The organism is Paenibacillus sp. FSL M7-1046 (assembly GCF_038007405.1).
GTDB lineage: Bacteria > Bacillota > Bacilli > Paenibacillales > Paenibacillaceae > Paenibacillus_AQ.
On record NZ_JBBOXB010000001.1, the window covers coordinates 5,344,195 to 5,367,425 of the forward strand.

22 protein-coding genes are annotated in these 23,231 nt (G+C 48.5%); 21 read left to right on the forward strand and 1 reads right to left on the reverse strand.

Features of this window, described 5'->3' with window-relative positions; all coding sequences use genetic code 11:
- Positions 1-123: 123 nt before the first annotated feature.
- The 3 genes from NYE29_RS23765 to NYE29_RS23775 all read left to right on the forward strand — a co-directional run bounded on the left by NYE29_RS23765 (position 124) and on the right by NYE29_RS23775 (position 3,106).
- Positions 124-537, forward strand: coding sequence for a hypothetical protein (locus NYE29_RS23765; RefSeq protein WP_038593581.1), 414 nt, complete (start codon positions 124-126; stop codon positions 535-537).
- Positions 538-603: 66 nt separating this feature from the next.
- Positions 604-1,113 carry a metallophosphoesterase gene (locus NYE29_RS23770; protein ID WP_076110116.1) on the forward strand — a complete coding sequence of 170 codons (510 nt, stop codon included), beginning with the start codon at positions 604-606 and terminating at the stop codon, positions 1,111-1,113.
- A gap of 196 nt (positions 1,114-1,309) precedes the next feature.
- Positions 1,310-3,106, forward strand: coding sequence for a YifB family Mg chelatase-like AAA ATPase (locus tag NYE29_RS23775; RefSeq protein ID WP_340897789.1), 1,797 nt, complete (start codon positions 1,310-1,312; stop codon positions 3,104-3,106).
- 122 nt (positions 3,107-3,228) lie between these two features.
- On the opposite strand, the gene NYE29_RS23780 is transcribed toward NYE29_RS23775, so the two are convergent.
- On the reverse strand, positions 3,229-3,657 hold the full coding sequence (locus NYE29_RS23780) for an organic hydroperoxide resistance protein (RefSeq protein ID WP_076110114.1): 429 nt from the start codon (positions 3,655-3,657) through the stop codon (positions 3,229-3,231).
- Positions 3,658-3,804: 147 nt separating this feature from the next.
- Here NYE29_RS23780 and NYE29_RS23785 point away from each other — a divergent pair, with 147 nt between their 5' ends.
- The 18 genes from NYE29_RS23785 (at position 3,805) to NYE29_RS23870 (ending at position 23,219) form a co-directional block, all read left to right on the forward strand.
- Positions 3,805-4,269, forward strand: coding sequence for a MarR family winged helix-turn-helix transcriptional regulator (locus NYE29_RS23785; protein WP_038593568.1), 465 nt, complete (start codon positions 3,805-3,807; stop codon positions 4,267-4,269).
- A gap of 348 nt (positions 4,270-4,617) precedes the next feature.
- Positions 4,618-5,775, forward strand: coding sequence for an ADP-forming succinate--CoA ligase subunit beta (sucC, locus tag NYE29_RS23790; RefSeq protein WP_340897790.1), 1,158 nt, complete (start codon positions 4,618-4,620; stop codon positions 5,773-5,775).
- Between the two features lie 66 nt (positions 5,776-5,841).
- Positions 5,842-6,771, forward strand: coding sequence for a succinate--CoA ligase subunit alpha (gene sucD / locus NYE29_RS23795; protein WP_038593560.1), 930 nt, complete (start codon positions 5,842-5,844; stop codon positions 6,769-6,771).
- A 228-nt stretch (positions 6,772-6,999) separates the two neighbouring features.
- On the forward strand, positions 7,000-8,118 hold the full coding sequence (gene dprA / locus NYE29_RS23800) for a DNA-processing protein DprA (RefSeq protein ID WP_340897791.1): 1,119 nt from the start codon (positions 7,000-7,002) through the stop codon (positions 8,116-8,118).
- Between the two features lie 99 nt (positions 8,119-8,217).
- A complete protein-coding gene (topA, locus tag NYE29_RS23805) occupies positions 8,218-10,314 on the forward strand; it encodes a type I DNA topoisomerase (RefSeq protein ID WP_076110111.1) in 2,097 nt (698 codons plus the stop codon).
- 24 nt (positions 10,315-10,338) lie between these two features.
- Positions 10,339-11,697, forward strand: coding sequence for an FADH(2)-oxidizing methylenetetrahydrofolate--tRNA-(uracil(54)-C(5))-methyltransferase TrmFO (gene trmFO, locus NYE29_RS23810; RefSeq protein ID WP_340897792.1), 1,359 nt, complete (start codon positions 10,339-10,341; stop codon positions 11,695-11,697).
- Between the two features lie 131 nt (positions 11,698-11,828).
- On the forward strand, positions 11,829-12,371 hold the full coding sequence (gene hslV, locus NYE29_RS23815; protein ID WP_038593549.1) for an ATP-dependent protease subunit HslV: 543 nt from the start codon (positions 11,829-11,831) through the stop codon (positions 12,369-12,371).
- A gap of 33 nt (positions 12,372-12,404) precedes the next feature.
- On the forward strand, positions 12,405-13,805 hold the full coding sequence (gene hslU / locus NYE29_RS23820) for an ATP-dependent protease ATPase subunit HslU (protein WP_340897797.1): 1,401 nt from the start codon (positions 12,405-12,407) through the stop codon (positions 13,803-13,805).
- A gap of 380 nt (positions 13,806-14,185) precedes the next feature.
- Positions 14,186-14,593 carry a flagellar basal body rod protein FlgB gene (flgB, locus tag NYE29_RS23825; RefSeq protein ID WP_340897798.1) on the forward strand — a complete coding sequence of 136 codons (408 nt, stop codon included), beginning with the start codon at positions 14,186-14,188 and terminating at the stop codon, positions 14,591-14,593.
- 6 nt (positions 14,594-14,599) lie between these two features.
- Positions 14,600-15,046: a flagellar basal body rod protein FlgC gene (gene flgC, locus NYE29_RS23830; RefSeq protein ID WP_038593540.1), complete on the forward strand. Its 447-nt coding sequence runs from the start codon at positions 14,600-14,602 to the stop codon at positions 15,044-15,046.
- A 30-nt stretch (positions 15,047-15,076) separates the two neighbouring features.
- Positions 15,077-15,385: a flagellar hook-basal body complex protein FliE gene (gene fliE / locus NYE29_RS23835; protein ID WP_076110107.1), complete on the forward strand. Its 309-nt coding sequence runs from the start codon at positions 15,077-15,079 to the stop codon at positions 15,383-15,385.
- Positions 15,386-15,420: 35 nt separating this feature from the next.
- Positions 15,421-17,010 carry a flagellar basal-body MS-ring/collar protein FliF gene (fliF, locus tag NYE29_RS23840; protein WP_076110106.1) on the forward strand — a complete coding sequence of 530 codons (1,590 nt, stop codon included), beginning with the start codon at positions 15,421-15,423 and terminating at the stop codon, positions 17,008-17,010.
- 4 nt (positions 17,011-17,014) lie between these two features.
- On the forward strand, positions 17,015-18,031 hold the full coding sequence (gene fliG / locus NYE29_RS23845) for a flagellar motor switch protein FliG (RefSeq protein WP_038593531.1): 1,017 nt from the start codon (positions 17,015-17,017) through the stop codon (positions 18,029-18,031).
- On the forward strand, positions 18,024-18,878 hold the full coding sequence (locus NYE29_RS23850) for a FliH/SctL family protein (RefSeq protein WP_340897799.1): 855 nt from the start codon (positions 18,024-18,026) through the stop codon (positions 18,876-18,878). Before fliG ends, NYE29_RS23850 begins: the two co-directional genes overlap by 8 nt.
- On the forward strand, positions 18,871-20,184 hold the full coding sequence (gene fliI / locus NYE29_RS23855) for a flagellar protein export ATPase FliI (protein ID WP_038600094.1): 1,314 nt from the start codon (positions 18,871-18,873) through the stop codon (positions 20,182-20,184). The genes NYE29_RS23850 and fliI overlap by 8 nt, the downstream gene beginning before the upstream one ends.
- Positions 20,185-20,190: 6 nt before the next feature.
- Positions 20,191-20,634, forward strand: coding sequence for a flagellar export protein FliJ (fliJ, locus tag NYE29_RS23860; RefSeq protein WP_038593525.1), 444 nt, complete (start codon positions 20,191-20,193; stop codon positions 20,632-20,634).
- Positions 20,635-20,652: 18 nt separating this feature from the next.
- Positions 20,653-21,600, forward strand: coding sequence for a MotE family protein (locus NYE29_RS23865; RefSeq protein ID WP_340897800.1), 948 nt, complete (start codon positions 20,653-20,655; stop codon positions 21,598-21,600).
- Between the two features lie 23 nt (positions 21,601-21,623).
- Positions 21,624-23,219, forward strand: coding sequence for a flagellar hook-length control protein FliK (locus NYE29_RS23870; RefSeq protein ID WP_340897801.1), 1,596 nt, complete (start codon positions 21,624-21,626; stop codon positions 23,217-23,219).
- The last annotated feature ends 12 nt before the right edge of the window (positions 23,220-23,231 follow it).

Below are 23,231 nucleotides of genomic sequence, written 5' to 3' on the forward strand. Positions count from 1 at the left end.
TCGATTTAATGTCCGTATTAGAGCTTATGTCTTGACATTACTTCCGTGTCATGGGTCATTTCTTAAGGGAAATGGGTAAACATTATTGTAACTTTTAATGCTGCCATGAGGAGGGTTGTCCGCATGAGGAATCAACCATTTGATATACAAGTAAGTTTTACATGCCAAGAATGTGAACAGAAGATCGCTGTAGATTTAGGCGGAGAGCCTTTATCCGTTGTCTGCTGCAGCCAATGCAACAAAACCTTCACCGTTATGCGGCCAGCCATTGCCGAGGAGATATTGATTGATTGGGAGAATGAGGCACTTATCCAAAAGATTCGGGCCGAAAAGAGCCAAAGCGACAGCAGCAGCCTGTTGTCACTGGTTATTAAAGTGATAGAGCTGCTAACCTGGCGGGATAAGGGCAATGGACAGGTGGAGGCAATTAGGGAAATGCGTAAATGGCTTATTGATCATGAAGAAGTCCCGCCACTCGCCGAATTGATTCAACTGGATGCAAACCAGCGTTCCAACAAACGGGAATGGCGTAAATAAAAGTAAGTGCAGCGTAATTGGGAAATCAGAATATAAAGAGTTTCCGTGAAAGTTGGGTGTACGCAAATGTCTAAAGTATTTTTTACCTCAGACCACCATTTTGGGCATAAGCTGATTATTGATTTTGAATCACGTCCCTTCAGTGGTGTGGAGGAGATGAACCGGACGATGATCGAGAACTGGAATTCCGTGGTGGGGGAAGGGGATACGGTATTTCACCTTGGGGATTTTTCATTTATGAACCTGGAAGCGACGACGGGGATAGTGTCTTCGCTGAACGGCTACAAGATACTGATTCTCGGCAATCATGACCGCGGACGAAGCCGAAAATGGTGGCTGGAGGCGGGTTTCGACGAGGTTAGTGAATATCCGATGATCTACAAGGATTTCTTCTTTCTTTCACATGAACCGATGTATATGAACAAACATATGCCTTACGTGAATGTCCATGGTCATATTCATGGGCAGAAATATGAAGGAAACAATCATTTTAATATTTGTGTGGAGCATTGGGGCTACAAACCGCTCTCTTTTGAGCAAATTAGGGATGCTGTGGTGGTAAGTGAAGAAGGTTAATTCATCACCTTTTTAAATGCCCTTTCACATTTGTGCAAATAAGCTGGAACGGTGATCTCCGTTCAGCTATTGCGCATGGCTGCAGATCATTTGTATACTAGTTATAATATAATCTCGGAAAATGAGGAAGCACCCTTTTTCTTGAAAAGACAACGCTCAATGTGGGGCGTATTTCAGGAGAAGAGGTGTTTTTTTTATGTATGGAAAAATGCACAGCGCCTGCCTGTATGGGATTGAGGGTGTGATGATCGGTGTTGAAATTGATCTGGCCAACGGTTTACCACAGACGAATATCATTGGATTGCCTGATTCTGCTATTCGTGAAGCTGTGGAAAGAGTGCGTGCGGCGGTCAAAAATTGCGGATATCGTTACCCTCAGCAGCGTGTTACGGTCAATTTAGCTCCGGCTGATCTGCGTAAGGAAGGTTCGGCATTCGATCTGGCTATTGCCCTGGGCATTCTGACGACAAGCGGCCAACTGGTGATGCCTGAGGCAGAAAAGCTGCTGCTGATCGGCGAACTGGCGCTCGACGGCAGCCTGCGACCTGTTACAGGTGTGTTGCCAATGGTAGAGGCAGCGCGGCGTACCGGATTTCGTGCTGTATTGGTGCCATTGGGCAACGCAGCTGAGGCCGCTTTAATTAGCGGGATCACAGTGTATGCTATAGAGCACTTGCGGCAGCTGCCGCAGCCTGAACAGGAATCGGTAGTGAACCTGGCGGACACCGCAAAGAGAAGCGGGGTAGAGCAGCAAATTGTAAGCGTGAATACAATGGGTGTTGATGAATCGGGCGGCTCAGTCGAAACTAAATCTTCTCTGCCAATAGGATTGTCTGCTGCTGAAGCTGTAGCTGTGACAAAGGAGACTGTCCTGCAAAATCCGCTGCCGTTTCCGGTTTCCGTCAGCAGCGGTCTTGCGAACAGCGAGCGTCCTCCGGTCATGGCGCTTACGCTGGATCATTTGAAATATATACCGGCAGTGATGTATGAAGGATCTGCTTTAACTGAAGACAACGGTATGCTGGAGGATTACAGTGATGTTCTAGGGCAAAATCATGTGAAGCGGGCTTTAACCATTGCGGCGGCGGGGATGCACAATATTATCCTGATGGGACCACCAGGAACGGGGAAAACGATGCTCATCAAACGGCTTCCTAGTATTCTACCGCCGCTGAATGACAGTGAATCCCTGGAGGTGACCAAAATTTTCAGCGCGGCGGGCAAGCTTAAGGATGCTCACAGCGGGCTGCTGCGGGGGCGCCCGTTCCGTTCGCCGCATCATACTATCTCTGCGGCAGGGCTTATTGGTGGTGGAGGGATTCCCAAACCTGGTGAAGTCAGCTTGGCCCAACGCGGTATTCTCTTTCTGGATGAGCTGCCGGAATTCTCGCGCAATGTACTAGAGGTTCTGAGGCAGCCCTTGGAGGACCGGGTAGTGACGATCAGCCGTGCCCGCGCTGCTTTTACTTTTCCCGCCCAATTTTTGCTAGCCTGTTCTATGAATCCTTGCCATTGCGGGTATTTGGGAAGCGGAGGGTTGCAGCAGAGATGCACCTGCAGTCCTGCGCGGATTGCACAATACCGCTCTAAGATTTCCGGACCGCTGCTGGACCGGATTGATATGCAGGTGGATGTTCCCCGTCCGAAGGATTGGGGCGGTGAGGGGTCTTCATTATCTTCGGCAGTGATGCGCGCAGAGGTCCTGAAAGCTCAGGCTATTCAGACAGAGCGATATAAGGCTCTGCCGATATCCTGGAACAGCGAACTATCCGGTGCGGCTTTGCGCCGTTATGCCAGTTTGGGCAGGGAAGGCACATTGATGCTGCATACCATTCTGGAAAGTCTCGGCTTAAGCATGCGGGCCCATGACCGGATTATTAAGCTGGCCCGGACGATTGCCGATCTGGAGGGATCCGCAGACATTGCTTCTGCACATCTGGCGGAGGCGGTGCAGTACCGCAATCTGGACAGGCAGATCATGACAGAGGACTAGCGACTTTTAGTATATAGTCTATTACGAATGATGAGAGATATTAACGGCAAACAAGCCGCCCATAGCCAATGGACGGCTCGTTCTGTTCTCACTTCGAGAATGGTCGAGAAGACGCATATTCTTTACAGTACGTTGATTTCCACTTCAATGTTACCGCGGGTAGCGCGGGAGTATGGGCAGGCACCGTGGGCGGCTTCTACAAGCTGGGCAGCAGTTTCATGGTCAACGCCTTTAACCAGAACATCAAGCTTCACAGCGATGCCGAACCCCCCGTCTTCAACTTTACCGAAGCTTACAGTAGCGGTAACTTCGCTGCCTTCAATCTTCACTTTGCCCATCCGGGCCACCATGTTCAACGCGCTGTCAAAACAAGCGGAATATCCGGCAGCGAACAGCTGCTCAGGATTTGTGCCTTCGCCGCCGGCGCCGCCCATTTCACGGGGAGTGCTAATCGTAAGAGCCAGCTTAGGGTTTTCCGACTCAATAGTTCCGTTTCTTCCGCCTACTGCTTTAACTGTAGTTTCATACATTTTTTGTTGAATAGTCATCATTATTATCCGCTCCCGTTCATTTGATAATATATTGTACACAACTTAATTTAACACAATTAAAATAATAGTCAATCTATTTTTCGCTATTAACATGATATTACGGATGAATTGTGATAAAATAATGTCATAAAGGCAGGTGAAGAAGAAATGCAAAAGACAACCACAACTCCTGAGCTAATGCTTGATAATCAACTTTGTTTTACCATCTATGCTTGCTCGCGCGAATTTACGAAGCTGTACCAGCCTCACCTGGACAAGATCGGTTTAACGTACTCCCAGTATCTAGTAATGATCGTGCTTTGGGAAAGACAGCAGTGTACGGTTAAGGAACTGGGCGAAGCCCTGTTTTTGGACTCCGGTACCTTAACGCCGCTATTGAAACGGCTGCAGGCAGCTGGTTTGATTCTGCGTGAGCGTTCCTTGCAGGATGAGCGGAAGGTTCTAATTTCACTGACAGAAAAGGGCTGGGCTCTGCAAGGTGAAGCGGCATGCATCCCGGGGAAAATGGCGGAAGGAACGATGCTCTCGGCAGATGAATTTGTTGCTCTGCTGGGTCAGTTTAAAGACCTACTGGCTCGTGTACACGAAGCCAACATTAATGCCTCTAAATAGCTCTTGAAAGCTATGTCAATATAATCGTTCGCATTCCGGCATGAAATCAAGCGAAAATGTGTGTGCAAATAGTGAAAGTTTTTGAGGAAAGCGCTTTTAAAACATGTTACAATATTCTGGGTTTCCTTTTCTGACATATAGCTAAATATAGATGAAAATCTGTATTTCAAAGCTTGTGTCACTGGCAGAAGCCATGCCGTTTCTATTAGATGCGGTTAGGTTTTCTGCTTGTGCCGGAATATGTAGCAATAAACCGGTCTGGACCCGGCTTTGGACAATCAAAACGGAAAGCGGAATGGCTGCAGGCTGCCTGTTTAAGCCACCGCAACACTTTAGGAGGCTTCCGGTATGAATATCCACGAGTATCAGGGAAAAGAAGTACTTAAGAAGTACGGCGTAGCCGTACCGAACGGAAAAGTAGCTTATACAGTGGAGGAAGCAGTAGAAGCTGCAGTATCGCTGGGTACACCGGTAGTGGTTGTAAAAGCGCAGATTCATGCAGGCGGACGCGGAAAAGCCGGCGGTGTAAAGGTAGCGAAGTCGCTTGACGAAGTCCGGTCTTATGCCGGAGAGATTCTTGGCAAGACACTGGTAACCCATCAAACCGGTCCTGAAGGCAAGGTTGTAAAGCGGCTGCTGATTGAAGAAGGCTGCCAGATTGTGAAAGAATATTACATTGGAATCGTGGTGGACCGTGGCTCCGGCCGGGTGGTCATGATGGCTTCTGAAGAAGGCGGCACGGAAATTGAGGAGGTAGCGGCCACTCATCCGGAAAAGATTTTCAAGGAAATCATTGATCCTGCAGTAGGCTTGCAGACTTTCCAGGCCCGCAAACTGGCGTACAGCATTGCTATTCCGACAGAACTGGTGAATAAGGCTGTCAAGTTCATGCAAGCGCTATATTTGGCTTTTGTGGATAAGGATTGCTCCATTGCGGAGATTAATCCGCTGGTCGTTACAGCTGACGGGAATGTGATGGCTCTGGATGCCAAGCTTAATTTTGACTCTAACGCATTGTTTCGGCATAAGGATATTCTGGAGCTGCGGGACCTTGATGAAGAGGACGGGAAGGAAATTGAAGCCTCGAAATACGATCTCAGTTATATTGCCCTTGACGGCAACATCGGCTGTATGGTCAATGGCGCGGGACTTGCGATGGCTACAATGGATATCATTAAATATTACGGCGGCGAACCGGCCAATTTCCTGGACGTAGGGGGCGGTGCGACGACCGAAAAGGTTACCGAAGCTTTTAAAATCATTTTGTCTGATGATAAAGTGAACGGGATTTTCGTCAATATATTCGGTGGAATTATGCGCTGCGACGTTATCGCCACAGGTGTCGTGGAAGCGGCCCGGCAGCTTGGTCTGACCAAACCGCTCGTCGTGCGTCTTGAGGGAACCAATGTAGCACTGGGCAAGCAGATTCTTGCCGGTTCCGGACTGAATATCGTTGCTGCCGATTCCATGGCGGATGGTGCCCGGAAAATTGTTGCTCTTGTGTAATCGCGGCTGGGCCTTTGAGCGCCAGTGCTCGTATTCGACAAACTAAGTAGGGATGTGACCTAAAACATGAGCATTCTTGTAGATAAAAATACGAAAGTCATCACGCAGGGCATAACAGGTTCGACGGGCTTGTTCCATACCAAGGGAGCGCTGGATTACGGCACGCAAATGGTGGGCGGGGTTACACCGGGCAAAGGCGGCACGACGGTGAACATCACGCTGGAGAACGGCAGTGAGGTCAGCCTTCCTGTATTTGATACGGTGATAGCAGCCAAGGCAGCGACCGGGGCAACTGCGAGTGTAATCTATGTGCCACCGGCGTTTGCTGCCGATTCCATTATGGAAGCAGTGGATGCAGGGCTGGAACTGGTCATTTGCATTACAGAAGGCATCCCGGTACTGGATATGGTGAAAGTATCGCGTTACATGGAAGGTCGTTCTACGGTTCTGATTGGTCCGAACTGTCCGGGTGTGATCACACCGGGAGAGTGTAAAATCGGCATTATGCCGGGCTACATCCATACTCCGGGGTACGTAGGGGTTGTCTCACGCAGCGGAACTCTGACCTATGAGGCGGTGCATCAACTAACTGAGCGCGGCATCGGCCAGTCTTCGGCAGTAGGGATAGGCGGAGATCCGGTTAAAGGATCGGAGTTTATTGATATTCTCAAGCTTTTTAATGAGGATCCGGGAACCAAGGCGGTCATTATGATCGGAGAAATCGGCGGTACTGCAGAGGAAGAAGCTGCTGTATGGATCAAGGAAAATATGACCAAACCGGTAGTTGGGTTCATCGGTGGGGTTACTGCACCTCCAGGCAAACGAATGGGCCATGCAGGTGCGATTATTTCCGGAGGAAAAGGGACGGCCAGCGAAAAAATTGCCGTGCTGGAATCCTGCGGTATTAAGGTGGCTCCTACTCCGGCAGAAATGGGCTCTACACTTGTAAGTGTGCTGGAAGAGCGCGGCATTCTGAGCGCTTTTACCGGAAGCTAAGTTTCTACTATTATATTTATCAGCATACGTATGTTCTTTAGCAGGGCATCGTGTATAATATGTTCAAAGGTAAGCAACCTTTTGTTCCTGTTCATGGGGATAAAAGGTTGCTTTTTTTGCGTTCAAATCTGCTGACGTATAGACGTTTAAGGAACTGTAACTTGCATTTCTGACACAGGTATCACAAAATAGGGAAGGCTGACCTTCCTCACGAGGGAGAATGTGCATATGGATTCGCGATATTTGTTGTTTGGATTAAATGAAGTGGAAGGCATCGGCTGGAAGAGTATCGACAAAATTCGTCGAGCGGGTATGTTGACGGATTTGGCTTTTACCTGTGGTGCCGGTGATTGGGAACGTGTCGGAATCAGCGGGAAAATGTCGCAGCGTCTCGAAGCGGTATATACTTCCGAGTGGATTCACTGTCGTCACATTCTAATGAAAGAAAGCGGAGTAGAAATGGTAACTCTTCTCGACGAGGAGTATCCCGGGCTCCTGAAAGAGACGCCGCAGCCCCCATGGGTGCTCTACTATCGTGGCAGCCTCGCCCTGGCCTCCCGCCCGGCGATTGCCATGGTTGGTACCCGTGTGCCTACGGCATATGGCCGTAAGGTGGGGGAGATGCTCTCAGAGCAGCTAAGCGGGGCAGGCCTTACTGTAGTGAGCGGACTGGCCCGGGGAATCGACAGTGTATGCCATGAAGCGGCCCTGCGTGGATGCGGGAGTACGATTGCGGTGGTCGCGACGGGACTGGATAAGGTCTATCCCTTAGAGAACCGGGAACTAGAACATCAAATCGCACAGGATGGACTTGTAATCAGCGAATATCCGATTGGCACTAAAAGCCACCCAGGCTTGTTTCCACAGCGCAACCGGATTATTGCCGGCCTTGCCCTTGGGACGGTGGTCGTAGAGGCGGACAGCCGCAGTGGCTCGCTAATTACTGCCGATGCCGCCCTGGAGGCTGGTAGAGATGTTTTTGCCGTGCCGGGTCCAGTGACTTCACCCAAAAGCCGGGGTGCGAACGACCTGATCAAACAAGGGGCAAAATTAGTGACCGGCGCTCACGACATCGTGGAAGAATACATATCCTATCTGCCTGTAAAGTCGGTGGAACAGAGAGAGAAAGAGCTCTTTAACCCGGAAAACGGAGACAAGCTGGCAGAAAAGAAATTGACAAGTGAGGAGTCTCACCTATACCATATACTGCATCAAGGCCCATTTACGTTGGATGAGCTGTTGGGTAGAACGAGATGGGATTTTGGACATTTGCATTCAGTTCTGTTATCTTTAATCATAAAAAAAGCGGTAACACAATTACCGGGTGCAATTTATAAGGTAATTTAATATAGAAGAGATTGTGTTAAGCGTATGCTTTCGGATTCAGATATGCCCGAAGCAGTTCTAGGAAGCTTATGCTTACAAAACTTTTAGGAGGAACAACCTATGGCGGATGCATTAGTTATCGTCGAATCGCCTGCAAAAGCGAAGACCATCGGCAAATATTTAGGCAGTAAATATATCGTAAAGGCCTCAATGGGACATATCAGAGATTTGCCAAAGAGCCAGATTGGCGTGGAAGTAGAGAATGATTTCAGTCCCAAATATATCACGATCCGCGGAAAGGGTTCCATATTGAAGGAACTCAAAGACGCCAGCAAAAAAGTGAAAAAAGTCTATCTGGCGGCTGACCCGGACCGTGAAGGTGAAGCCATTGCCTGGCATCTGGCGCATGCGCTGGATTTGGATAATACCGAGGAGTGCCGTGTTGTCTTTAATGAAATCACCAAACAAGCCGTAAAGGATGCTTTTAAGACACCCCGCAAAATCAACATGGATCTTGTGAACGCACAGCAGGCCCGGCGGATTCTTGACCGCCTTGTCGGTTACAAGATTAGCCCACTATTATGGAAGAAAGTCAAAAAAGGCCTGTCGGCCGGACGGGTTCAATCGGTTGCAGTCAAGATCATTATGGACCGGGAGAATGAAATTTCCGCTTTCGTCCCTACTGAATATTGGAGCATCACCGCAAAGCTCGGCATTCGTGACTCCAGTTTTGAAGCGAAGTTTCATAAGCTGAATGGAGTGAAAAAAGAGCTGGGCCAGGAAAGCGATGTTCAGGAAGTTCTGGAAGCTATCAAGAACGCCGCTTTCAAAGTAAATGAAGTGAAAGAGAAGGAGAGGCAGCGCCACCCTTCTGCACCGTTTACGACAAGTTCACTGCAGCAGGAAGCTGCACGTAAACTGGGCTTTCGTGCAGCCAAGACGATGTCCGTGGCACAGCAGCTCTATGAAGGTGTGGAGCTGGGCAAAGAAGGCACCGTCGGTTTAATTACCTACATGCGTACTGACTCCACCCGGCTGTCCACAACGGCACAGGATGAAGCCAAGGAACTGATTGGGGCAAAATACGGTGAGAAGTTTGTGCCGGAGTCGCCTCGCCAGTATTCCAAAAAAGCCGCAGGCTCGCAGGACGCGCATGAAGCGATCCGCCCTACTTCAGCTTTCCGCGAGCCGGAGACCGTCAAAGAATATATGAGCCGCGATCAATTCCGCTTGTATAAGCTGATCTGGGAGCGTTTTGTATCCAGTCAAATGGCTTCTGCGCTCTTGGATACGCTCTCCGTGGATATCGCCGCAGGCGATGCTGTCTTCAGAGCCGTAGGCTCGAAGGTTTCTTTCCCGGGCTTTATGAAGGTTTATGTAGAAGGTAATGATGATGGAACAACAGATGAAGAGAAGTTTCTGCCTCCGCTCAAAGCCGGAGATGATCTGACTAAACAGGACATTGAACCCAAACAGCATTTCACACAGCCTCCACCGCGATATACAGAAGCACGTCTTGTTAAGACGCTGGAAGAGCTGGGTATTGGGCGTCCAAGTACCTATGCACCAACGCTGGAAACGATCCAGAAGCGTGGTTATGTGGCTATCGAAGAGAAGAAATTTATGCCTACTGAACTTGGTGAGCTGATTATAGAGCAGATGGAGGAGTTTTTCCCCGAAATTCTCGATGTGGAATTTACAGCACATATGGAGGGGGATCTTGACCATGTAGAAGAAGGCGCCGAGGATTGGGTGAAGGTACTTGCCCAATTTTACGAATCTTTCGAGAAGCGGCTAATCTTTGCGGAAGAAGAAATGAAAGAGATCGAGATTGAAGATGAGGTCTCCGACGAACTCTGCGAGAAATGCGGTAAGCCGATGGTTTACAAGCTGGGGCGTTTCGGGAAATTTCTGGCATGCTCAGGATTTCCGGATTGCCGTAATACCAAGCCGATCGTGAAGGATATCGGAGTAAACTGTCCGAAATGTCATGAAGGCAAGGTTGTAGAGCGGCGCAGCAAAAAGGGACGCGTCTTCTACGGCTGCGATCAGTATCCAGGCTGTGATTTTGTTTCCTGGGATAGACCATCCATTAAACCATGCCCTGTATGCAATTCCTGGATGGTTGAGAAGCGCAACAAACAAGGGACCAAGCTGCAATGCACCTCGTGCGATCATACAGAGGCCGTGTTGGACAACGAAGAATTAGCAGAATAATAGTCGCTACAGGAGGAAAGGAAATTGACAGAAACAGCTAAAGTAACAGTAATAGGCGCCGGTCTTGCCGGCAGTGAGGCCGCATGGCAGATCGCTTCGAGCGGAGTGCCGGTCAGACTATATGAAATGAGACCTGTTGTAAAGACGCCTGCGCATCATACGGATCAGTTTGCTGAACTGGTATGCAGCAACTCCCTGCGTGCAAACGGACTCGGCAATGCCGTAGGTGTATTGAAGGAAGAAATGCGGCGGTTGAATTCGCTGGTCCTGGGTGCCGCAGACCGGCATGCGGTTCCTGCCGGCGGCGCACTTGCCGTAGACCGGGACGGATTTTCGGGTGAAATTACTTCGACGCTGCACAATCATCCTTTGGTGGAAGTCATAAATGAAGAACTTACGCATATACCGGAGGAAGGGATTGTCGTTATCGCGACTGGTCCGCTGACTTCTCCGGCTTTGTCTGCTGAGATTAAAGCGCTGCTCGGTGAAGAGTATTTCTACTTCTATGACGCTGCAGCGCCGATTGTGGAGAAAGACACCATCGACATGAGCAAGGTGTATTTGGCCTCCCGTTACGACAAAGGGGAAGCAGCCTATCTTAACTGTCCGATGACGGAAGAGGAATTTGATGTTTTTTATGATGCGCTGATCTCGGCCGAGACCGCAGCACTTAAAGATTTTGAGAAAGAGATTTACTTTGAAGGCTGTATGCCGATTGAAATCATGATGAAGCGCGGCAAGCAAACGGCATTGTTCGGCCCAATGAAGCCGGTAGGACTCATGAATCCCCACACTGGAAAATTGCCTCATGCAGTAGTGCAGCTGCGTCAGGATAATGCTGCAGGTACACTATACAACCTGGTTGGATTCCAGACCCATCTTAAGTGGGGGGAGCAGAAACGTGTCTTTTCGCTGATACCGGGTCTTGAAAATGCGGAATATGTCCGTTATGGCGTAATGCACCGCAATACTTTTATTAATTCTCCCAAACTGATGCATCCCACATATCAGATGAAAGGCAAGGAAAGATTGTTTTTTGCCGGACAGATGACAGGTGTCGAAGGTTATGTGGAATCGGCTGCTTCCGGAATGATCGCCGGAATTAACGCGGCCAGAGCTGCACTTGGCGAGGAAGGCTTGATCTTCCCGGAGGACAGTGTGCTGGGCAGCATGCCTGCTTACATCACTTCCGCGGATCCGGAACATTTCCAGCCAATGAATGCCAACTTCGGCCTGCTTCCTAAGCTTGAGAAGAAAATCCGCAGCAAGAAGGAAAAAAATGAATTTCTGGCTCACCGTGCACTGGACAGTATTGCCGGTTTCGCTGCCCGCACAGGACTTCCCTACACAGAGCCGGAGATAACTGAACCAAGCCCGTCATAAACAAGGGTGTGTTAAGCCGTTCTTTTGCAAGTGGCATCCCACAAAACTTAAGGTATATGCTTTCGAAGCCAGTTTTGTTCGATGGGATTCAAGGTGCGAAGCTCACAAAACTTTTAGGAGGTTGCAAAATCATGTTACCCAGCTTTCATGCGACTACAATTTGTGCGGTTAGACATAATGGCCATGCGGCAATAGCCGGCGATGGTCAGGTTACTTTTGGAGAAAGTGTCATCATGAAGACGACGGCTAAAAAAGTCCGCCGCCTGTACAGAGGACAAGTAATCGCTGGCTTTGCGGGTTCCGTGGCCGATGCGATTACATTATTCGAGAAGTTTGAAGGCAAGCTGGAGGAGCATCACGGCAATCTGCAGCGGGCAGCTGTGGAACTGGCCAAGGATTGGCGCCAGGACCGCATCCTGCGCAAGCTGGAAGCCTTAATGATTGTGATGGATAAAGAGGGGATGCTGCTGATCTCCGGTAACGGTGAAATCATTGAACCGGATGATGATGTGTTGGCCATTGGCTCCGGAGGCAACTTTGCACTGGCGTCAGGACGTGCGCTGAAACGCCATGCTCCGAATTTAGAAGCTGCTGAAATTGCCAGGGAAGCACTGCAAATCGCTTCCGAGATTTGTGTATATACCAATTCCAATATTATTGTTGAACAATTATAGGCACGGCGCCGCAGAAAGAGGGAGGAAGTCATAATGGGTAATCAATCGCTTACACCGCGTCAAATCGTAGCAGAACTCGATAAGTATATCGTTGGCCAGAAGCAGGCTAAAAAATCGGTGGCAGTTGCACTGCGTAACCGTTACCGCCGCAGTCTGCTTGCTGAAGAGCTGCGCGATGAAGTTGTTCCAAAGAACATTCTGATGATCGGTCCTACTGGGGTAGGGAAGACTGAGATCGCCCGCCGGCTTGCCAAGCTTGTAAATGCCCCGTTCATCAAAGTAGAGGCTACCAAGTTTACCGAGGTTGGTTATGTGGGGCGCGACGTGGAATCTATGGTCCGCGATTTGGTGGAGACCGCCATCCGTATGGTTAAGCTTGAGCGGACAGAGAAGGTGAAAGACCGGGCTGAGGAACTGGCAAATGAGCGGATCGTCTCGATTCTCGTTCCGTCTACTTCCAAAAACAAGTCACAGCGGAATCCCTTCGAAATGATTTTCGGCGGCAATAACGCAAGCTCCGAAGATACAAAGGAAGAGCCCGAGGATGGTTCGCTCAGCGAACGCCGGCGTGGTGTCAAATTCAAACTGCTGGCAGGACAGCTGGAAGACGACATCATTGAAATCGACGTGGAGGATACCGCCCCTACGATGCTGGATATGTTTGCCGGGCAAGGCAATGACCAGATGGGAATGAACATGCAGGAAATGTTCGGCAGTCTACTGCCCAAGCGGACCAAAAAACGCAAGCTGCCGGTCAAGGAAGCACGCAAAGTGCTGATCCAGGATGAAGCGGCTAAGCTGATTGACATGGACGACGTCATTCGGGAATCCGTGTCCCGTGCCGAGCAGTCTGGTATTATTTTTATCGATGAAATCGATAAGGTTGCCAGCCAGGGCAAAGGTTCTGGACCCGATGTTTCCCGTGAAGGGGTGCAGCGTGATATATTGCCTATCGTCGAAGGATCTACGGTGATGACTAAATACGGACCTGTGAAGACGGATTATGTCCTGTTTATGGCAGCGGGAGCCTTTCATATTGCGAAACCTTCCGACCTTATCCCTGAGCTTCAGGGGCGATTCCCGATTCGTGTGGAGCTGAGCAGTCTTACACTGGAGGATTTCGTCTCCATATTGACTGAACCGGAGAATGCGCTGACGAAACAATATGTTAATTTGCTCAAGACGGAAAATATTGAAATTCAGTTCCAGCCGGAAGCGATCCAGGAAATCGCCAAAATTGCAGCCTCTGTGAACCAGAACATGGAAAATATAGGTGCGCGTCGTTTGCATACTATTCTCGAGAAACTGCTGGAAGACCTATCTTTTGAAGCTCCTGAATTGACTCTCGATACAATGGTAATCACTCCGGAATATGTTCGTGAAAAACTGTCAGGAATCGCACAAGACCGCGATATAAGCCAGTATATCCTCTAATCCGACAGCCTCCAAATTTACTTCAAATTAGGTATATGGAAGTAGTGACATGACAAAAGTCGGTGGAAATCAACCTTTTTATGTCACTATATGCTAAATAAAGTTAGATATTGGAATGAAAAAGGTAAATAATTGAAAAACCATGCTTTAAGCCCTCTCTTTTCAGAAAAGATAGGGCTTATTTCTTATTGTAATAATATACAATTTCTAAGAGAATCAATGTATATGAGATTGACATTTTAAATCTTCATCGACAGCTTTCGACCTGCACTTCATGAAAAAAAGTTAAAAATTTAGCTTTATTTGTCGAAAGTAGCAGGATTTCGGAAGAAGTTGTGGAATTCTTTTCATTATGATAGCTTTGGAAGGGGGGGATTTGCATGGGTTTGCTAAACAATGTCAGTTTTCAAAGACTACAGGCAGGCATTGATGCCGCCAATAAACGACAAAGTGTTTTGGCCAACAATGTGGCAAATGACGACACACCGAATTTCAAACGCTCCGACGTTTCTTTTGAAAGTTTGCTTAGGCAACAGGAAAGTGGACTGAAGTCAACGCTTAACGCGAAGATATCGGATTCCCGCCATTTCCAATTCGGATCGGCTACAGCTGTTCCGTCTGCAGTAGTCACTACAGACCACACCACCTCGATGAACAACAATGATAATAATGTGGATATGGATCGCGAGATGGCGTTAAGCGCCGAGAATCAGCTTCGGTACAACTCTTATGTACATCTGTTAAACAGTGATATCGCTAAAATGCGCACAGCAGTTGAGGGGAGGTAGCAAATAGTGAATTTTGGTAGCAGCTTTGGAATAAGCGCTTCAGCTTTAACCGCTCAGCGGCTGCGGATGGATGTAATATCCTCCAACATTGCCAACGCTGAAACAACCAGAGCCTCTGTAGTGGACGGCAAAGCCGTACCTTACCGGAGAAAGCTGGTGGTGCTGGAGACAGCCGAGAACAAAAGCTTTTCCAACATATTGAATGCTAAGATGAATGGTGAAAGCGAAGGGGTTAAGGTACAGTCGATTATTGATGATGCCTCACCTATGAAGCCGGTATACAACCCCAGCCATCCTGATGCGGATGCCGAAGGTTATGTGTATATGCCTAACGTAGATGTTACGAAGGAAATGGTAGATATGCTGTCTTCCTACCGTTCCTATGAAGCTAATGTTACGATGCTAAACGCGTCCAAGGCTATGGTAAGCAAAGCGCTTGAAATTGGTCGGTAATTTTGAAATGACATCTTAGGAGGAAAACAGTTGATACAGAATTTAACTATTGGAACCCAAGCTGTTCAACCGCTTGCTATGAAGCCAGTAGCTACAGAGTCAGAAGCGGTTAGCGGTTCCAAACAAAGCTTTGGTTCTTATCTGCAGGATGCACTTAATCAAGTGGCAGAGCAAGAGCAATATTCCAAGGAAATGAGTAATAAATTCGTATTGGGAGAAGTCAACATTGATGAGGCTTTGATTTCTTCCCAGCAGGCATTGCTGAGTTTGCAGCTGACTACACAAGTCCGGAACAAAGTGATCGAAGCCTATCAGGAAATTATGAGAACTCAAATCTAAATAATCCTTAGCTTAGTTTCGGATGGGGTGACACTGTGAATGAACGATTGGCCCAGTACCGGGAAAAAATCACCCAGTATTGGAACAGATTTAGCGCTAAACAGAAGATTCTATTTTTTTCTACATTGTTTATCATTATTTTAATAATCGTAGTTTTGACCATGCAGCTTTCGAAGACGGAATATGAAGTGGCATTTCAAGATCTGGACAGCACGGACTCCGCCGGAGTCATGACTTACCTGGATACAAAAGGAATTTCATACCGTTTAAGTCCGGATGGACACAGCATATCCGTACCAAGCACAGAGGCCGCTCGCATTAAAGTTGATATTGGCTCGCAGGGAATCGTGCAGGGAGGTTCCATCGGGTATAAAGTGTTTGACGAATCTTCGTCGATGATCGGTACGACGGACAGTGAGTTTGATGTTAAATACAACAATGCTTTAAATGGTGAAGTGGAACAGCTGATGAGACGGATGCAGGGAATCAAGGATGCTAAGGTACTGATTAATTTGCCCAAAGAGACGGTCTTTGCCGCTCAAGAGGGTCAGGAGCAGGCTTCGGCTTCCGTTGTACTTTCCTTTGATCCAGGATTTAGACCATCACAGGACAATATTGACGGTTATTTCAACCTTGTAAAGACTGCAGTGCCGAATTTGCCGATTGACAACATCACGATTGCAAATAACGAGATCGAGTTGATGCCGACAGCTAAAGGCGGACAGGCAGGGGTTACCAACCAGGTTGAAGAAAACTTTGCTCTTCAAAAGAAATTTGAAGAAGAAGTTAAGAAAAATGTGAAACAGTTCCTAACTACGCTCACAGGACCAGATAAAGTCGATGTCCTTGTCTTCTCTAAGTTAAATTTTGACAAAGAGAACCGGAAAGAAGATCTTGTTACTCCGGTAGATACAGAGAATATGAAAGGGATTGAAATCAGTTCGCAGATTATCAGCAATTCCTATTCGGGGCAAGGAAATACTACCGGAGGCGTTGCGGGTACGGGCTCAGAAGATGTCTCAGGTTATCCATCTGGAACTAATACAGGCACTTCTACATCTGAAGAATCATCAGAGACCCGAAACTACGAAGTGAACCGGATCACCAAGGATATTATCGCTAGCCCGTATACTGTAAAAGATTTAACCATAAATGTTGCGGTTGAACCACCTACAGGACAAAATATTTTGGATGATAATACTTCAGCAGCAATTAAGAATATTCTGACCAATATTGTAAGAGCTACTCTAGCAGATTCAGGAGTCACTTATACAGACGCAGATTTGACCAAAAAAGTTTCGGTATACTCGCAACAATTTGGAGATACAGCTGCTGATACAGGGTCGGGCGGACTTGCTACGTGGATGATTTGGGCCATTGCTGCGGCAGCATTGCTGGTCGGCGCAGGTGGGGGATACTTCATTTACCGCAGCCGCAAGAAGACAGAAGAAGAAGAAGTGGAAGAAGACATTCCGCTGCAGGTTCCTACCGAGTTTCCTTCTATTAACTTGGAGAGCGTGACGAATGAAAGTCAGGTTCGCAAGCAGTTGGAAAGTCTGGCGAAGAAAAAGCCGGATGAATTCGTAAACTTGTTGCGTACATGGCTTGCAGACGAACAGAGGTGAACTAATGGCAAAAGCTAGCCAGCAGGGTCTCAGCGGCCGTCAAAAAGCGGCGATCCTGCTTATCACACTAGGCCCTGAGGTATCAGCACAAATATTCAAACATCTAAGAGACGAGGAGATTGAACAACTGACTCTGGAGATAGCCAATGTCCGTAAGGTGGATAGCGGCGAGAAAGAGTCAATCATGTCCGAGTTTCACCAAATATGCCTCGCTCAGGAATATATCTCTCAAGGCGGTATTAACTACGCCAAGGAGATTCTGGAGAAAGCGCTTGGTTCAACCAAGGCTATGGAGGTCATTAACCGCCTGACGGCAACGCTGCAAGTTAGACCTTTTGATTTTGCACGCAAAGCTGATCCGCATCAAATATTAAACTTTATCCAGAATGAAAATGTACAAACTATTGCCCTTGTATTATCTTATCTGCAGTTTGAGCAGGCAGCTTCCATTCTTTCTTCGTTACCACAAGAGAAGCAGGCTGAAGTTGCGAGAAGAATCGCGATTATGGATAGTACTTCACCTGAGGTTGTCACGCAAATCGAACGCGTACTGGAGCAGAAACTTTCTGCAACAGTAACGCAGGATTATACGAATGCAGGCGGTATCGAATCTATCGTACAGATCCTGAACGGTGTTGACCGGGGGACGGAACGTACGATTCTGGATTCCCTGGAAATACAGGATCCGGAGCTGGCCGAAGAGATCAAAAAACGGATGTTCGTATTCGAGGATATTGTCAATGTCGACAACCGTTCCATCCAGCGCATTATCAAAGATATCGAGAATGCGGATTTGCAGCTTGCACTCAAAGTGGCCAGCGAAGAAGTGCGCGATGTTATTTTCCGCAACATGTCCAAACGGATGGCCGAAAGCTTCCGCGAGGAAATGGAATATATGGGTCCGGTGCGGTTGCGTGATGTTGAGGAAGCACAGACCCGCATTGTAGGCACGATCCGCAGACTCGAAGAGTCAGGTGAAATTATCATCGCCCGTGGTGGAGGAGATGACATCATTGTCTAAGCTGATTAAACATTCTCAATATGTTCCCGTAGATGTGCTTAAGCGGCTGGAACAAGCCAGGCAGCATGCAGGGCTTGTTGTAGAGCCGGCTCACGAAGAAACAGCAGCAGCAGGAGAGGTTCAATATCAGGACCCGGCCCGTGAAGAGGCAGAGCAAGCACGCAAGCAAATGCTGAAGGACGCCCAGGAGTTCGCTGAAGGACAGGTCCGGAACGCATCGCAGGAAGCTGAGAATATTGTGGAATCGGCACGGAATGAAGCTGAGGAATGGTGGCGGCAGCGCAGGGAGCAGGATGAGCATCTTATAGAAGCTATTAAGGCCGAGGCGTTTCAGCAAGGTTACAAGGAAGGCGTCACACAGGCTGAACAGGATATGGTGCAAAAGCTTGCGGAGATGATGGAAGAAGCACGTAATGTTCTTCAAGAAGCATACCGCGGGAGAGACGTCATTATTCAGGAAGCTGAGCCTTTCCTGGTGGAGCTTAGCTGCAGTATCGCCGAGAAAATTGTGGACAAGCAGCTGACGGTTGAGCCGCAGTTCGCACTGGATCTGATCCGCAAGAATCTGGCCCGTAAACGTGAGCAGGGACTTATCTCCCTCTGCGTTTCACCTGCGCAGTTCGCTTTCGTCAATGCGGCCAGGGAAGAATTGGCGCTGGCGGTGGATTCGCAGGCCGAACTGCAAATCCTGCCTGATTCCACGGTCAAGGATCTTGGGTGTGTGATCCGCTCTTCCTTCGGCAGCATTGATGCACGAATCGACACTCAGCTTGCAGAAATCAAGAAAGAGCTGGTTCGAATCGCATTGGACACCGAGGAGCACAGAAATGGGGAAGACGATGCTTGACAGTGGGCGATATAAAGAACAGCTGCGTAATTTCGACCCCGTAAGAATTAACGGGAAGGTTACCCAGGTGATCGGGCTGATGGTTGAGTCAGAAGGGCCGGATGCCAGCATCGGTGATGTCTGCTACATCTATCCTTCAAAAGGCAATAAGCCGCTGCAAGCTGAGGTTGTAGGCTTCCGCGATAATAAAGTGCTGCTGATGCCTCTTGGAGAATTGCAGGCGATAGGCCCCGGTTGTGATGTTGTAGGTACAGGCAAACCGCTGAGCGTTCAGGTTGGTTCCGAACTGCTTGGTAAGGTGCTCGATGGATTGGGCCAGCCGCTTGACGGCTCATTGATTCCGGCCCGGATGCCGCATAGCTCGACCTTCAATATTCCGTCCAATCCGCTGAATCGTCCCCGGGTGCATGAGCCCATCAGTATTGGCGTCCGGGCGATCGACGGTCTGCTTACGATCGGCAAAGGTCAGCGGGTAGGGATTTTTGCAGGGTCCGGCGTCGGTAAGAGTACTCTAATGGGCATGATCGCCCGCAATACTTCGGCGGACGTGAATGTGATTGCCCTTATCGGTGAGCGGGGCAGGGAAGTGCTGGATTTCATTGAACGTGATTTAGGGCCGGAAGGTCTGCAGCGCTCGGTAGTTATTGTTGCCACATCCGACCAGCCGGCACTCATACGGATCAAAGGTGCGCTGATCGCCACAACGATTGCTGAATATTTCCGCGACCGGGGACTGAATGTGATGCTGATGATGGATTCGGTAACACGTTACGCCATGGCACAGCGCGAAGTAGGGCTGGCGGTAGGCGAACCTCCTGCAATGAGAGGTTACACCCCTTCCGTATTTGCCAGTCTGCCCAAGCTGCTGGAACGGGCGGGAACAGGGCCAACGGGTTCCATTACCGCTTTTTACACAGTGCTGGTGGATGGTGACGATATGAATGAACCCATCGCCGATGCTGTGCGGGGTATACTCGACGGACATATTGTGCTCAACCGGAATATCGCGAATAAAGGTCACTTTCCTGCAATTGATGTACTGGCCAGCATCAGTCGTGTAATGAAGGATATTGCTCCCGAGGAGCAAATTGACGCGGCCGAGAATGTAAAACGACTTATGGCGGTATATAAGGATTCAGAGGACTTGATCAATATCGGTGCCTATCAGAGAGGCTCCAATGCCCAGATTGATGAGTCGATGCATTATATCGACAGCATCTGGGATTTCACGAAACAGAAAGTTAACGAAAAAGTGACGCTGGCCGAGGTTCAACAATCATTAATTTCACAGTTCTCGAGGAGTTGATCAGCAGTGAGGTTCCATTATACTTTTCAAAAAGTTGTGGACTTGAAAGGCAACGAAAAAACACAGGCAGAGTGGATGCTTTCAAGTGCGCTCGGAGAATTGCAAGCCCAGGAAAAAAGTCTTGATGAATTAATCTCTCAGCGCAGCACACTGATGCTGTCCCTGCAAAGTGCAGCCGAACAAAAGACACCGATGGCCAAGATTCGAGAGATGCAGGATTACATGGATTATCTGGATACCTGTATCGCCCGCAAGCATTTGGATATCCGCCGGGCTCATGTAGAGGTGCAGCATAAGCAGGATCATCTTAGCACTAAGGTCCTTGATGAGAAGGTTTGGCTGAAAGCCAAAGACAAGGCTCAGACTATATTTCAGCAGAATATGATTTTACGGGAACAAAACGAACTGGATGAGATGGCTACCGTCCGCTTCGCGATGAAATCCCTCTAACCCGGGAGGTTTCCGCTAGTGGCTAACAATGATATGGAATTTGAAAATGAAGAGTCAGCAGGTAAATTCGAGCGGTTTTTGTTCTTAATGATTCCGATCATATTCACTCTCGTACTGCTTGGTGTGTTGTTGACTCTATTTAATATGGATATCCGCAACAACGTGCTGGCAATCGGAAACAAGATCCCTTTTATCGAAAAAGTGATTCCTGATCCTCCCGCCGAACCGGGGAGCGAGACTGCCACTGATCCTGAAGCGCAAAGCGAAGAGCAGGAGGCAAGTTCGGAAACAACGATCAAAAAACTGAAGGCCCAGGTTGCTGAGCAGGCCAAACAGCTGCAGCAGGTGACCGAAGAAAAAACGACTCAGGAAACCCAGGTTCAGGCGCTCCAAAAGCAGATTGACGGTATGAAGGAAGAAGCTGCAGCTGCGGAGGTTGCTCCTGAGGAGACGGAAGATCCGTATGAAGTGAAGGTCGCTGAATTAGCCAAGCTGTATGCGGGAATGAAAGCCTCCAAGGCAGCTCCGATTATGGAAAATTTAACTACTGAAGAAATGGTTCAAGTGTTTAGCGCCATGAGTAAAGCCAGCAAAACAGTGATTCTGGAAAAAATGGATCCTAAAAAGGCTGCAGATGTCTCGATTAAGCTAAAAGAAACGACAGATTCTACCGATATGGCTATTGCAGCCCTTCAATCGAGGTTGAAGCAGAATGAGGCTAGTGTGGCCACAACAACTTCAACCGCTAATCTCAATAAGGACAAACTCAGCCAGACATTCACGTCTATGCCTGCGACGGAAGCGGCAACCTTGCTTGGTTCAATGTACAGTATTAGCCCTGATAAGGTGATTACGATATTGAACACGGTGAGTGACAGTGTAAGATCCTCGATCTTAGGCGAGATGACAAAGAAAAACAGCGCTCAAACTGCCAAAATTGTAAATCGGCTGATGGGTGGTAAATAACACTTGAAAGGAGGTGAAAAATAATGAGTTTAGTCGTTCCATCACTTTCAGGCGGTAACCTGACAACATCGGCAGGAACTTCTTCTGCTGCAACCGGAGCAGCTTCAGCCCTTGGTGGAGCAACTGCTGCAAACGGAACAACAACGGCAATGCCTTTTGCTCAGACTCTAGTTCAGAGTATGACTGGAGGAACTACAAAGGAAACAGAGACGCCTTTACTGGGCAATCTGGCTTCATTGCTGCAGGGTTTGCTGAATAGCGCAAGCTCGACGGGGGAAGAAGCTGGTCAATCGCTGGGCGGTAAGGATGCAGAAAGTTCCGAGAGCTCTAAGCAGCTGGAAGGGCTTTTGCAGGATATTGAGAAGCTGGATGACAATATCAGCACTGACCCTGCTTTGCTCGCTGCCCTGCAAGGCTGGCTGATTCAGGTATCGGCACTGCTGTCCGGCAGTAACAACCCTGCTGAGACTGGTGCAGCAAACATGGACATTGACCCTGCATCGGGCTTATCTCCGCTTGCCCAGAACTCAGAGACTGTGCGTTTTGTTGTTCAGGATGACCTTACTAGTCTAGTGAATCTGATTCAGCAGTCGTCCGTTACCGGGAATGAAAAAAATGCGGCCGAGGGTATTGAGTTGTTGAACGAGTTCACGGTCATTATGGCCCAAGCTGCCGTTTCTGAGAGTAAACTTAAGTCAAAACCAGTTATCCATGCGGAGGCATCAGCCGTAGAAAATAACGTTATTGCTAAAGAGTTAACTCGGGCAGAAACTTCTATACCGGACAATAAGGCAAAAACGGTAGAGGCAACAATCCTTAGCAATACTCCTGCTGTGACTTTGAAACAACAGGCAATGGCTGAGAATAACAGGCCTGTATATTATTTTGAAGCTAAAGCACCTGTACTTGAGAGCGCAGATCCGCTTACGCCTGTAACAAATACAGGTGCTGCTGAAGCAGAGGTGATCACAACACCGGCCTCCAAGACTGGAGCGGAGGTTAAACCAGCCGGAATCTTAGAAGAAGCTTTGCCCGAGATCAATGGGACTGCAGATGAGAACAATGTCGTGACTGCAGGACAATTGTCACTTAGAGGCGGTATTACAGCGCCGCTGAAGGCAGCGACAGTCCAAGTGCCCGTTCATCAATTCGCTCAAGAAATGGACACAATGATCACGGGGAAACTTGAAATTCTAAAAAAAGGCGGGGTAGCTGAAGCTACAATTACGCTTTTTCCGGAAAATTTGGGACAAGTAGATGTTAAGATTACGATGCAAAACGGCAATTTGATTGCCCAGTTCTTGACTGAGCATTCCGGAGCCAAAGATATGCTTGAGCAGCAGATGAGTCAATTGCGCAGCGCATTGCAGTCTCAAGGACTTCAGGTCGAGAAATTGGAAGTTTCGCAGAATTCAGCGCTCCTCTCCCAGTTCAACGGGCAGCAGGGACGTCAATCGGCTTCCGGCGGGCAACAGCAGGATGGTCGCTCTAAGGAACGCCGTGAGGAAATTGCTGATGCGGTGCTTGCCGCAGAGCTTAATGGGGAATGGAAGGATTGGGTAGCAAACGGCCAGGAGGATATCCGTTACGAAGGCGGAGGCTTCTCAGCCAAAGCTTAATATTTTGAAAAA